Source organism: Pontimonas salivibrio (assembly GCF_002950575.1).
In the GTDB taxonomy this organism is placed as follows: domain Bacteria; phylum Actinomycetota; class Actinomycetes; order Actinomycetales; family Microbacteriaceae; genus Pontimonas; species Pontimonas salivibrio.
In genome coordinates, this window is the sequence record NZ_CP026923.1 from 1,616,669 (window position 1) to 1,629,535 (window position 12,867).

Annotated in this window: 11 protein-coding genes; 6 read left to right on the forward strand and 5 right to left on the reverse strand. The window is 57.1% G+C overall.

The window, feature by feature from the left end; genetic code table 11:
* Positions 1-47: 47 nt before the first annotated feature.
* From C3B54_RS08055 to C3B54_RS08070, 4 genes are all read right to left on the reverse strand, one after another.
* On the reverse strand, positions 48-872 hold the full coding sequence (locus tag C3B54_RS08055) for a biotin--[acetyl-CoA-carboxylase] ligase (RefSeq protein ID WP_245868019.1): 825 nt from the start codon (positions 870-872) through the stop codon (positions 48-50).
* A 27-nt stretch (positions 873-899) separates the two neighbouring features.
* Complete coding sequence (locus C3B54_RS08060) at positions 900-2,660, reverse strand: ABC transporter ATP-binding protein (protein WP_104914038.1); 1,761 nt, start codon at positions 2,658-2,660, stop codon at positions 900-902.
* A gap of 87 nt (positions 2,661-2,747) precedes the next feature.
* Entirely contained in the window at positions 2,748-3,785 is a 1,038-nt protein-coding gene (gene gmd, locus C3B54_RS08065; RefSeq protein WP_104914039.1) for a GDP-mannose 4,6-dehydratase, read from the reverse strand.
* Positions 3,786-3,906: 121 nt separating this feature from the next.
* Positions 3,907-4,695, reverse strand: coding sequence for a glycosyltransferase (locus C3B54_RS08070; protein ID WP_158665609.1), 789 nt, complete (start codon positions 4,693-4,695; stop codon positions 3,907-3,909).
* 71 nt (positions 4,696-4,766) lie between these two features.
* Here C3B54_RS08070 and C3B54_RS08075 point away from each other — a divergent pair, with 71 nt between their 5' ends.
* Together C3B54_RS08075 and C3B54_RS08080 are read left to right on the forward strand one after the other, a co-directional pair.
* Positions 4,767-5,735, forward strand: coding sequence for a GDP-L-fucose synthase family protein (locus C3B54_RS08075; RefSeq protein WP_104914041.1), 969 nt, complete (start codon positions 4,767-4,769; stop codon positions 5,733-5,735).
* Between the two features lie 10 nt (positions 5,736-5,745).
* Positions 5,746-6,720 (forward strand): hypothetical protein, encoded by a 975-nt coding sequence (locus C3B54_RS08080; protein WP_104914042.1) that lies wholly within the window; start codon positions 5,746-5,748, stop codon positions 6,718-6,720.
* A gap of 51 nt (positions 6,721-6,771) precedes the next feature.
* Here C3B54_RS08080 and C3B54_RS08085 read toward each other — a convergent pair whose 3' ends face one another.
* On the reverse strand, positions 6,772-7,713 hold the full coding sequence (locus C3B54_RS08085) for a hemolytic protein HlpA-like protein (RefSeq protein WP_104914043.1): 942 nt from the start codon (positions 7,711-7,713) through the stop codon (positions 6,772-6,774).
* 72 nt (positions 7,714-7,785) lie between these two features.
* Between C3B54_RS08085 and C3B54_RS08090 the strand changes: the two genes are divergently transcribed.
* From C3B54_RS08090 to C3B54_RS08105, 4 genes are all read left to right on the forward strand, one after another.
* Positions 7,786-8,973 carry a glycosyltransferase gene (locus C3B54_RS08090; RefSeq protein WP_158665610.1) on the forward strand — a complete coding sequence of 396 codons (1,188 nt, stop codon included), beginning with the start codon at positions 7,786-7,788 and terminating at the stop codon, positions 8,971-8,973.
* A 121-nt stretch (positions 8,974-9,094) separates the two neighbouring features.
* Positions 9,095-10,690: an acyl-CoA carboxylase subunit beta gene (locus C3B54_RS08095; RefSeq protein ID WP_104914045.1), complete on the forward strand. Its 1,596-nt coding sequence runs from the start codon at positions 9,095-9,097 to the stop codon at positions 10,688-10,690.
* A 65-nt stretch (positions 10,691-10,755) separates the two neighbouring features.
* Positions 10,756-11,364, forward strand: a complete 609-nt coding sequence (locus C3B54_RS08100; RefSeq protein WP_104914046.1) for a hypothetical protein — start codon at positions 10,756-10,758, stop codon at positions 11,362-11,364.
* Positions 11,361-12,860, forward strand: coding sequence for a hypothetical protein (locus C3B54_RS08105; RefSeq protein WP_104914047.1), 1,500 nt, complete (start codon positions 11,361-11,363; stop codon positions 12,858-12,860). The genes C3B54_RS08100 and C3B54_RS08105 overlap by 4 nt, the downstream gene beginning before the upstream one ends.
* Positions 12,861-12,867 lie beyond the last annotated feature (7 nt).

The following is a 12,867-nucleotide window of genomic DNA, read 5'->3' on the forward strand; positions in this document are numbered from 1 at the left end:
GGATCTCTGGCCGTAACCCGCACGCACTCCGGCTACAGCCACCGCGACTAGGCCGGTCGCAGGTGTTCGATATCAGCTGCCGCGACGACTTCTGTGGCACCGGCGGAAGTTCGGACAATAAGGCGACCGTACTGATCAAGATCCACTGCAGTGCCGATCATTTCACGACCGCCGGGGAAGGTCACCCGAACCTCCTGGCCAATGGTGGACACTAAATCGCGAACCATTGACCACAGTGGTCCAGGGATGGCGATGGTTGCCCGCGACAGAGACGCTGTCAGCCCCGAAAGAAAAACTCTTACCACCTCGGAGAAAGTCTCCTCCGGAGCAGATTCACAATGTGCTACCTCGTGGTGTTCTGACCCATCGTGGTGTTCTACATCGTGGAGAAACAAGGATGTCGCTTGTTCTGTCGGGAGTTCAGTGTCCTCTAACCCGACGTTGATTCCCACCCCCACAATGACCCGACCGGGAGCGGGCATCTCACCCAAAATGCCGGCAACTTTCTTGCCATTAATCTGGACGTCGTTTGGCCACTTCACGGTGACTCCAGAGACCACCGTGGAAAGCGCCTGCGCGAGGTGGGCACCGACCAGCAAGGGCAATAATCCTCGCCACTGACCGGTCATGTCCTTGGGGGTGAGCTGTGGTCCCAATTCAACACTCAGTGCCAAGCATTTACCGGGTGGACTGATCCAGGTCCTGCCCATCCGGCCCACGCCCGCCGTTTGATTCCAGGTCGCTGCGAGTCGAGTGCCTGAGGGCGCAGGAAGCCCCGCCAAGTGGGTGTTCGTTGACTCGCTCGAATCCAGCCACTGGACCTCGTCTGCCAGGTTGGCGAGGTCCAACGGTGCGGGGTGTTCTGGCCACACGGTACTCAAGAGCGATCCGGTGTGGTGTTATTCGGTGTCGTCAAACGACATCAGGCGCACATACTCTTCAATCATCGGAACCGTTTTGCGAAGGGTTTTAAACGGTCCGGAGGCGATAATCTTGCCTTCGTCAACGACGTAAACGGTGTCGGCGTGCTGAATGGTGGAGAGTCGGTGGGCAATAACCACCAGGGTCACCCGGTCACCGAGCTCACGAATGTTTTTCGACACTGCCGCTTCCGAACCCGCATCCAGGGCACTAGTCGCCTCATCGAGAATGACTAAGCGCGGTTTCGGATACAGCGCCCTGGCAAGACCCAGGCGTTGGAGCTGCCCACCGCTTAGCTGATCGGATTGTTTACCAAGCGACGAGTGGATCCCCCCTGGCATCCCGTGAACGACCTCGTCGAGTGCGGCGAGGCGTAGACACTCCCAGACCCACTCTTCATCAATTTTTTCATCTGGGATACCCAACGCAATGTTTTGAGCAATGGTGCCGGAAACCATGCCGGGTTTCTGGGGCACGTAGCTGATCAGGCCCGGGTGCTTTTCTCTGATTTCTAGAGGATTGCGACCGTCGATTAACACGGTGCCCTTTTGGGGGATGTTGAGACCCAACACCAAGTCGGCCAACGTCGTCTTCCCGGCCCCGGAAGGGCCAATGAAGGCGATGAAACCGCCCGGTTCAGCTGTCAGATCAATGTCGGTGACCACCGGCTCTTCAGCATCCGGGTAGGTAAACTCGACGTTCTTCATCTCGATGGCGAGACCTTTGACTTCCTCACCGCGCTGTTGGCGCAATACAGAGTCCAACGGCGGTGCGGCTTCGAGCGCCCGTTTCGTTTCTTCACGATCGACTAACCGGGCTGTTCGCTCCTGTTGAAGCTTTTGGGCCATCTCAGCTTTCACTGCGGTGGTTTTCAGCGTGGAGTAGGAGTTTTGGACGGGCATCACTGCGCCAATGATGCGAACACTTCCGACAACGAATACACCGACAGAAGCCAGACCGTTGGCGACGTCACCACCGAGCACCTGCCACGTCACGAAGGCCAGCACACCCAACATCAAACCCTGTTCGATGATGAGACGGGGGACACTGCGAAGGACCACTTCGGTTGCTTTGGTTTTCGCGAGCATCCACCGGGCGTCACTAAAACGCTTCAAAAAGAAGGGCTGCTTTTTCAGCACAGCCACTTCACGGAAGCTCGCGACCGAATCGAGAATGGCCCCCGTGGAAGCAATCGTGCCCTGGTTAACGTTTCGCCCCACCTGTTTCAGCTTTTCACCGATCACCCACTGAATGCCGGTGACCACGACCACCAAGTACACGCTGACCAGGAGCGCTGCAACAGGGTTCACCAAGACGAACGTGGCGAGAATCATCAGCATCAACGCCGACTCCACAATGATGTTGGCCAGATTGTTCAGCAACCCGCCATACATCGCCCCGGTTGACGTGTTCACGGCGTATTGGATATCAGCCTGGGAGAACCGGCGCAGGTCACCAAGCGAACCACTCAGCAAATAATCGGCAAGCTTTCTAGACGCCCGCACTTCGATTCCCGCCATGAAGCGCACAAGTGCCAGCGACAGGATGAGGTTAAACGTCGCCTTCAGCAGGAACGCTCCCGCCGCGGTCCCCACAAGGAAAGCAATGAAACTGGGGGGCGTCTCGTCGATGCGCAGACGGTAGATGCCGCCTAAGTCAAAATCGATTTCGCCGGAGGCCACCGCCATCACCAGCAAACCAATTGCGGCGATACCGGCAAGGTCAAAAACGTTTGCCATCAGGCGCCCGGCAATTAGGGCGCCATAGACAACCTTTTGCCTTCTCTCGAGAAAGCTCCACGTAGTTCGCAGTGCCTCACGCAATAGCTAAGCCCCCGCAGTGTTCACAAATAGCCGGTCGGTCCACGGCTTACCTTCATGTTCCAAAATCTCGCGGTCGGCATCGACCATGATTGTGGCGAGCTCTGGGGTGAGAACCTTCGGTTTCCAACCCAGTGCCTTTTCCGCCTTTGACGCATCCCCCACCAGGGCATCCACTTCGGTGGGTCGCAGGTAGCGCTCGTCAAACTTGACGTATTTCTTCCAATCCAACCCGACGTGTTCAAACGAGAAGCGCAAAAAATCTTCCACGGTGTATTCGGTGCCCGTAGCAATGACGAAGTCATCTGGCTGGTCCGCCTGCAACATCATCCACATCGCTTGGACATATTCGGGGGCGTAACCCCAGTCGCGAATCGCGTCGAGGTTACCCAAATACAACTCGTCTTGAACACCAGCAGCAATACGTGCCACCGCACGGGTAATTTTCCTTGTGACGAAAGTTTCCCCGCGCCTGGGTGATTCGTGGTTGAACAGGATGCCCGATGTGGCGAACATGCCGTAGCCCTCGCGGTAGTTCTTGGTCACCCAGTGCGAATACAGCTTCGCCGCACCGTAGGGCGAGCGGGGGTAAAACACGGTGTCTTCGCTCTGTGGGGGTGGTGTGGCACCAAACATTTCCGAGCTGGAGGCTTGGTAGAACCGACACGGCAAATCCAAGATGCGAATGGCTTCGAGCAGTCGAATGGATCCCAGGCCGGTGGTGTTTCCGGTGTGTTCTGGTTCATCGAAGCTGACCCGAACGTGGGACTGGGCTGCGAGGTTGTACACCTCGTCGGGGGCGACCGTCTGAAGCAGTGTGGTCAGCCGTGAAGAATCGCTGAGGTCACCGTAGTGGAGGAAAAGTTTGGCGTCTTTTTGGTGGAAATCCACGTAGAGGTGCTCGAGTCGCTGAGTGTTAAACGTCGAGGAGCGGCGAATGATGCCGTGGACTTCGTATCCTTTGCCGAGAAGGAACTCTGCCAAATAGCTACCGTCTTGACCGGTGATTCCGGTGATGAGGGCTTTCTTCGTCGTGGTTGCCATACCTGTTCGTGTCCTCTATCTGGCGATCTAGGCCGGAGACCACCGCAATGTCCCGCTGTGGCCGTCTGGTGCCCATGTGCCGCATAGGTCGCGGCACCCCACAAGGGTAGTGGTTGTGTCTTTAATTTCTTTTCCGATTCAAGGTGTGGGCTGCCAGCAGGGACGCCCAGCCGACAGGGTATTCCCACAGTGGCTCCAGAATTCGAAGGGGTGCGGGCAGGTGTCGACGCTTCACCATTCGGGCTTCACGGCCCGATTTTTTCCGATCGTTCACGGTGAGGGAGTCGGGGTGCCAACCAAAGGCACTCACCACCTGGGTGGTGTGGGCAAAGCGGCCCCGCTTCTTTAACTTCAGCAACACATCCAGGTCCATCACCAATGACAGGGTCTCGTCGTAGCCGCCGACCTGCTCCAGAGCGTCCAACCTCATCATTGCCGCAGGGTGTGGAACCAAATTGGGCCCTTTACCAATGAGCACGGAGGCCAGTCTCCCGGCCTTCGATGTCCACAACACGTCGCCTCCGTCATCGACGTAATCACAGGCACCGTAGGCCACTACTGCGTGATCGTCAGCCAGGAGCATGTCACGCAGGGTGGCCAACCCTCCGGGTTGGTAGTAGTCGTCATCTCCCAACCAGATATAAAACTGTTCACCCCGACGGGTCGCAAGTCCCGCATTAATCGCCGCCGACATCCCGGTACCGGGGTCAGCGACAATGTCGACCTGGTGTGCCTTGGCCTGGGCAATGACATCTTTTTTGTCTTCGGGTATTACCACCACAACCCTTACCGACACGTCCGGGCGTTGGGCGTCAACAGACTTGAGCGCTCGAACCAACTTTTCGGGGCGGTCACCTAACGTGGGGAGGACAACGAGAATGTCTGCCTGGTCGGCCATGCGTGCACTCACCCCCGAATCGAGTCTCCACTCTAGACTCGTGAGTGCACACCACAGAGAATTCGGGGAAATGAGGTTTGTCAATGTCGGCAGATTCGCCGTTTTCTGTGAGCCCAGAGACAAAAGTTTTTGTCGCGGGCGGTAGGGGTTTGGTCGGTAGTGCGGTGGTGCGCGAGCTGGAATCCAGAGGTGTCACATCGATTGATGCGCCCACGTCCAGTGAGCTGAACCTTCTCGACCGGGACGCCGTGGTCGCCTATTTGGCGAAAAATACCCCCGATCTGGTCATTGATGCCGCCGCTCGGGTGGGCGGCATTCACGCCAACAACACCTACCCGGCAGAGTTTCTCTCCGAAAACATCCAAATCCAGGTGAATCTGATGGATGCGGCCGCCCAGGCCGGGGTTGATCGTTTCGTATTCCTCGGCTCGTCGTGTATTTACCCAAAGTTTGCGCCACAACCCATCCCGGAAGACTCTTTGATGACCGGCGAGCTAGAAGAAACAAACAGTGCCTACGCGGTGGCAAAAATTGCCGGAATCCAGCAAGTCCAAGCACACCGGAAGCAATACGACCGGCATTGGATTAGTGCGATGCCGACCAACATTTATGGACCGGGCGATAATTTTCACCCCGAAGATTCCCACGTCGTTCCCGCCCTCGTTCGTCGTATCCACGAAGCCAAAGAAGCCGGTGCCAGAGAAGTGGTCATTTGGGGCTCTGGCACACCGCTTCGAGAATTCCTGTTTGTGGATGACTTAGCCAGAGCCATTGTGTTCCTCGCCGAACACTACGACTCCGGAGAGATCATCAATGTGGGCTCCGGCGAAGAAGTCAGCATCCGCGAACTGGCCGAAACCATTGTCGACGTGGTGGGTTTTGAAGGCGAGCTGGTGTTTGACACCTCGAAACCCGATGGCACTCCCAGGAAATTTCTTGACAATTCCCGCATCGAAGCCCTCGGCTGGAGCCCCCAAGTGTCGCTGCGTGACGGGCTGAGGGAGACCTACCAATGGTTTTTGGAACACGCCGAGTCATTTAGAGGAAAGTAGAGGGCACCTCGTGGCATCGGATTCGTGGGCGCGCTTTGAAGAATCGAAAGAGCGTGTCAGCAATAGCGAGTCGCTCAGTTACTTTGAGCGCTATTCGTCTCCCCACAGCCACCCGGGTGGGGCGATTTGGCGCACCGTTCTCCAAAAATTTCGTGTCCTTGCACTGTTTCTGACCCGGCGCATTGCCCAAAGCTCCGGAAAAGCAGAGGCTCTCCAAGGAATGCGCCAATTGGAGGGCAGCGCGGCGGGCAAAGAGGTGCTGTTGCTGGCCAGTGGGCCCAGTGCAGACAAGATCAACACCCGTGAAGTGGCCACACGGCAGAAGGCCGGCGAATTAGTCGTTGTTGCCACCAACTATTTCCTTCACAGTCCACTGGCGAAAACCATCACACCCGATTTTTTGGTGTGGTCTGATTCGGTATTCCACCCCGCCAAAAAAACCCACAACGCCGAAGCCTGGCAGCGGGTCGAAGACACCCCCAGTGTCCGAATGGTGATGCCGTGGACTTGGCGCAGCATCATCACCACCATGTCGGTGGCTGAGCGAACCGTGTATTTCGATAACGACAGTCTTGAAGGGTGGTCGACCAACACTTCGCCCCTTCACCCCCGCGGCTACCAGGGAAGTACCGGGGTGAAAGCGCTCGGTTTTGCCCTGCACTTAGAGCCCCGCCAAGTGTTCGTGATCGGTTTAGACCTCAGCTATTTCCAAAGCTTCCGGGTGGATAGCGACAACCGGGTCGTTCGACAACCCACCCACCTGCAGGGAACCGATTCGGGCATTCAAGACATCACCCCACACACCATCAACGGCATTGCCGACAGCCTGTATTCCACAGCGAACCAGTTTCTGTCGCTACGGCAACACTTTTCCGGTCACCCCATCATCAACCTGGACCCCGACTCACTCGTTGACGCTTTTCCCAAAGTGATTGGTCACCCACTGGTGAAGAAATCCGCCGCTAAGAAGCCCAGCGCCTCCTAAGCAGCAAGCACCAAAAAAGCATTGGAAGGGTGCAGCGCCACCCGTCAGGCCCTAACGCCTCAGGTAGCGAAACACGCGGCCCAGAAAGTCGATGGGGTGTTGAAGGGGAAACGTCAGCCACAGTTTCTTCTCTTCGGCGGATTCGATTCGCCCCGCCTCAGATGATTCGACCACATCTTCTGGGTGTCGAAGGGGGAAGCTCAGCGTTCCCACGGGCACTTCAGCGGTGAAACTTTCAAATTGGGTATGGGTCGAGTCAGCACCAAAACCAATATTGGTCACCAGGTTTTCTCGGGGCACAGCGCTCAAATATCGACGCCTTTGAGCGTGGAAGACGAAAGGCAGCGCCCAGGAATTCAGTGTGTGGGCTTTAGCCATCATGCGCTGAAGTTGGGCTTTACGAGCGGGCGAGGTGAGTCGAGCGAGCAGGGCCTCACCTTCTGACTCGCTCCACTGACGGTTAAGCCCGTTCTGGGAAAAGTCCTGCCACACCCGCTTCCAGGTGGCCCACCCCCAAATGCGCACATCAGGTGCAAAGAAGTAGGAGTCGGCGTTTAGCTGTTTTCCGCGGAGAAAATTGTTTCCCGAAACAATTCCCACCCGTTCGTCGTCAACGTATTTTTCGAGCAGCTCGGTGGCGAAAGGGAAGAAACTCGGGTCAGCCAAACAGTCATCTTCTAAGACGATGGCGAACTCTTCGTGGGAAAACACCCAGTCCAAACCAGAAGACACCCGTGCCTTCAGGCCCATATTTGTGTTGCCAAACTCGGTGTGCACCGGGCAGTCCCACTGGGCTCCAGTCACAATGTCCCGCACCTCTTGGCAGAGTCGGACATCCTCTGGGTGGTCAGGACGCGGTCCATCCGCAATGACATAGACCGATTGGGGTTTAGCCGCGAGGACGCGCTCCACCACCTTCTGTGTCACCTCTGGTCGGTTAAACAGCAAAAGGGCGACAGGAGCAGTCTTCTGACCTACCGGGGTTGTGCTCACACCCCAAGCCTAGACAGGCCAGAGCATCCCCACCTCAGGGCGTGGGTGCCACAGAGCAACTAGCGTGGAGTGGTGGCCCTACGCATTGCGCATTTGTCCTTTTCCGCCTCCGGAGGAGCAGGTACTGTCGCGACCCGTTTGGCTGCAACTCAGCGCGCACTCGGTCACGACGCAGAAGTCTTGTCCTCAATCACCGGCACTCTTCATACAACACCGCTGGCAAAGCCCCGCCACACGCTTGCGGCTGGGCTTGACCAGTATGTGGTGAAGGCTCCGGATTTCCACGCCCCCGTTTCGTTGTATCGGAATCGCCTATCAGACCTCGCCTCATCGGATGTGGCAGACGCCGATGTCATTCACCTGCATTGGCCTCACGGGCTGATCGATCCGGACGAGCTCACCACGATTGCCGGCAACCGGATGGTGGTGTGGACACTCCACGACATGGCAGCCCTCACTGGTGGCTGCCACTATTCGCTGGGCTGCGAGGGCTTCACCTCGGGTTGCGAGGGCTGCCCAGCGGTCCGAGCGCCGTGGAAAAAAGCGATCACCCGAAGCCAACAGCGCACGGCAGAAGCGCTTGCCGCGGTGCCACACCTGCGTCTTGCCAGCCCCAGTCAGTGGCTCGCAACTGAAGCGTCAAGGAGTCAAAGTGTTAAGGGACACGACGTCCACGTCATCCCCAACCCGCTCCCCCCGAATCTCACGGAACCGATGGCCCAGAAGGATGCGAAAACCCAACTGGGTATCCCGCAGGACCACACCGTGTTCATGGTGTCGGCGAGCAATCTGGATGACCCAGTCAAAGCAGCAAGGGTTGCTCTGGAGGCATTTGGCGAAGCCTCCTCGGGTGGGCTGAGGGCCACCCTTTTGGTTGTGGGTCAGGGTGGGCCCGCACAGACAATCCCGAACGTTCGACCATTGGGTTACCTTCGCGGGGATCAGATGACGACCGCGCTCTCGGCTAGTGACTACCTGGTAGTGCCGTCTCTGGCAGAAAATCAACCTCTTGCGATTTCAGAAGCACAAGCCATGGGCGTCTCGCTCATTGCTCGAGACGCCACGGGGCTTCCCGAACACACTGTCTACGACGATGATGCGAAGCTCTTTTCTCACCCAAGCGAACTGCGTGACCTTTTTGACACCCTCGCCAAAGCGAGCAGAAGTGCCAGCAGTCGACAGAAGTTGATGGCCGTAGCCCGGGAGCGATTTGACCCCGCTACGGCGGCCACTCGTTATCTCGAATTGTATAGCCAGTAGGGCTGTGCGAACGAAAGGCTGGCGCTCAGCACCAGTTTTGTAGGCATCCACCAACGACACGGTCTTTTCATGCGAGGTCGTAAATGAAAAGTCGGCTGCCTTGGCGGTCTAGCCTGTCAGGGTGACTGAAAAAGTTGACACAGATTTACTGACCACACAGGGCCGTATTGCGCAGCTCAAGGCGCGCTATCACGAAGCGGTGACCGCCAGTGGTGAAGCCGCTGTGGCAAAGCAACACGCGAAAGGCAAACAAACCGCCAGGGAACGCATTGACGCTCTTCTGGATAAGGGTTCGTTTGTGGAACTCGATGAATTTGTTCGCCACCGAACCACCGCATTCGGTATGGACGATAAGCGCCCCTACGGCGACTCTTTGGTGATTGGAACGGGAACAATCCACGGCCGCCAGGTGGCCGTCTACTCCCAAGACTTCACAATCTTCGGTGGCTCACTCGGCGAGGTGGCCGGCGAGAAGATCATGAAGATTATGGATCTGGCACTCGCGACGAGGGTGCCCATCATCGGAATTCTCGATTCCGGTGGCGCTCGCATTCAAGAGGGTGTGGTGGCACTCAGTAAGTACGGGGAAATTTTTAAGAGAAATACCGCAGCGTCGGGAACAATTCCACAGATTTCGATTGTCTGTGGGCCTGCCGCAGGCGGCGCCGTGTATTCACCGGCACTCACCGACTTTGTCATCATGGTCGATGGCACGAGCCAAATGTTTGTCACCGGACCAGACGTGATCAAAGCGGTCACGGGAGAAAACGTCGGCATGGAAGAACTGGGTGGTGGCTTAACCCACAACCAAAAATCGGGCGTGTCGCACTACCTCGCCAGCGATGAAGATGACGCCTTCGACTATGCCCGCGTCTTGCTGTCCTACCTGCCGGACAATTTCGAAGCCGAAGTTCCCGAATATTTGAGTTCGGTGGAACTAGAAATCACGGACCGGGACCGAAAACTCAACTCCCTCATTCCCGATAGCACCAACCAGCCCTATGACATGTTGCAGGTTATCGACTTGTGTGTGGATCAGGGATCCTTTTTAGAAGTCCAACCGCTTTTTGCCCCCAGCATGGTCATTGGTTTTGCCCGAGTAGAGGGTAGGTCGGTGGGCATCATCGCCAACCAGCCCAAACATATGGCGGGAACACTCAACATCGATGCGGGTGAGAAAGCCGCCCGCTTCGTGCGATTCTGCGACGCCTTCCGTATTCCCATCGTCACCCTGGTGGATGTGCCCGGTTACCTCCCCGGTACCGATCAAGAGTGGACCGGCGTAATCCGCCGTGGCGCCAAACTTCTTTACGCCTACGCGGAAGCAACAGTGCCTCTGGTAACCATCATCACCCGGAAGGCCTACGGCGGCGCCTACATTGTGATGGGGTCGAAATCTTTGGGTGCCGACCTCAACTACGCATGGCCCACCGCGGAAATTGCGGTGATGGGTGGTCAAGGGGCGGTCAATATTTTGTACCGTCAAGATCTGAAGCGCGCCGAAGAAGAAGGCAAAGATGTGAACTCGGTACGTTCGGAACTCGCCGACAAATACACCATCAGTGTCGCAAGCCCTTTCCTCGCCGCGGAGCGCGGTGAAATTGACGGCGTTATTGAGCCCGCCGCCACACGGTCATTGATTATCAAATCGCTGCGGGCACTGAAAAGTAAAAACGTTGCCTCTCCGCGGAAAATCCACGGAAACATTCCGCTGTAAAGCTGAAGTGCTCTCGACTCCTAGACTTGAGAGAAATCGTTTCGAGAACACCAGATGGAGGTTTCGTGGTTCGCCTGCGCGTCACCTTCATTGCAGTAGGGCTTGCGTTGGGAATTGGCCTCAATGTCGCGGTGGCACCGCAGCTCATGACACCTCGCCCACCAGTGTTTAACGGCCCGGATATTGCCGAAAACTGGGAATGGCGCTCGATGGCCATCGAAATGCACGGGTGGTGGCTGTGGGAAAAGTTTCCGACTGCACAAGTGAGTCACATTGGTTTCGACACACCCCCGGGTAACCCCGACGCGCTGCCTGTCGGAATCGAATTCGAACAATGGAGTGACGAATTTCTCTCCACAGAACTCGACACTTCGCTGCCTCCTCTGAATGTCAGTGAATTAGGCATCCGCTCTGAACTGCTCGAATACAGCCAGGTGTACAGCAGGATTCATTGCCGCTCCAGCCAAGAAATGGTCACACGGGATACCTGCTATTACTTCGTGGCCTGGGACCCCGAGCTCCTCACCGACGACAGCCCCCACTTCATTGGCGTTGTGACCAGTCAGGAACAAGATGATGAAGAAATGGCTCTGATAGAAGAATCGCTCCTTCGAGAAATCAGCCCGGTGCCCCTAGAGGACATTCTCATTGTCGATGAGGTGAGAACACCGTGACCCATCCCGTAGTGGTCGATGCCCTTGTCCTCGCCCTGATGGGACTCTCCGGTGTTGGAGCCGGTTTGCTGCTCGGAGTGAGGCAATGGATACCGCTAACTTTTCTTGCGGTGGCCCTCAGCACCGTGGTGCGGACATGGTCCGCGTTTGCGATGTGGTCGCTCGGTATGCATCATCTGATCACTGATGCGTGGATCGTCGCCAGTATCGCGCTCGTCGTTGCGGGAGGGGCCCTCGCCTGGCGTCATTGGCGAATCGCCCTGCTGGCGACCAGCGCACTGGGGGCGGCATCAGTTGTGGCGCTGACGACAAAGTATGTTCTGGCCATCGGTGAGCGCCACCATACAGACAGCGCAAATGCGATTGCCGTTGCCGTGGTGGGGCTAGGTGGCGAAGTGGACAATTTGGAACCCATTGCCGGCTCAGCCAAAAGGGGTATTGCCTACCCCCTGATGTTGGGGTTAGGGCCTGAAGGACGGGTCCTGGCCGGTTTCACCCCGCTACTTTTTATGATGATTCTGCTGGCAGTGGGGTGGATCGCCTGGCAGATTCTTCGAGACACAGTGCGGCCACAAGCGTTTTGGATTGCCGTAGGTGGCTTGGGACTGTTTTCACTCAGCGTGCCGATTTTCCGGGCCGCGATGTTTTATCTCAACGCCCACATTTTGATGGGCTTTGCCATGGTGTTACTGGTGGGTGGCCTTCTACTTGCCAGGCAACAACGCTCGTTTTCGGGGCTCCCACTACTTTTCACTCTTGTGGGTGGCGTCATCGGTGTCACAGCACGAGTTGAAGGAATTGTGTTGGTTTTGGCGCTCCTTGTTGCCCTTATGGGGCAGAGCTGGTGGAGCTCGTCGGTGGAGCGAATGCGCCTCTTTGCAACCCTCGCCATCGTTGGGATTACCTTCACCTGGTGGCTGTCCTCCACCAACAGCCCCCTCATCGAGCGGTTTGGCTTAACGTCGTGGATTCTCGTTGTCCTCAGCTTGGTCGGGGCAGCTTTGGCCGCGAGCCCCTGGATTGATCGGCTTCGCGGAGCGCTTCTGCCTCTTTTTGCCGCGGCGGTTGTCGGCGTCCTACTCGGCGGCATCGCCATGTCGGCAAACCCTCTCGCCCAAGTGTTGGCCCAGTGGCCAAACTTGGGCTTGGGTCGTGGCGGTTGGGCTACCGCAGCCCACGTCTTTATCGGATCTGTCGTACTGCTGGGCTTTTTCCGACGGTCTTTGGCCTACCGCTGGCTTCTAGGTATTTCCGCGTTGATGATTGTCACCATTTTGTTTTCCAAAGGCTTTGACGGGGGAAGTTTCGGAGTCTCCTTCGGCAGGGAGGGTTTTTACGACAGTGTGAATCGGATGTGGCTTCACGTGATGCCCACCATCATGGTGATGACCATCGTGGGCTACGCGGAACTTTTGCATTCTGCGTTTTTCGCCAAACACCGAGCCGACCGCAGAGGCCAGACAGTAGACCGCCAGCCACTGACAGTCGAACAGTAGACTGCCA

Coding starts and splice junctions, on each gene's coding strand:
- gmd (WP_104914039.1), bottom strand. CDS start 3,785: ATGGCAACCACGACGAAGAAAGCCCTCATCACCGGAATCACCGGTCAA.
- C3B54_RS08060 (WP_104914038.1), bottom strand. CDS start 2,660: ATGGCAAACGTTTTTGACCTTGCCGGTATCGCCGCAATTGGTTTGCTG.
- C3B54_RS08075 (WP_104914041.1), top strand. CDS start 4,767: ATGTCGGCAGATTCGCCGTTTTCTGTGAGCCCAGAGACAAAAGTTTTT.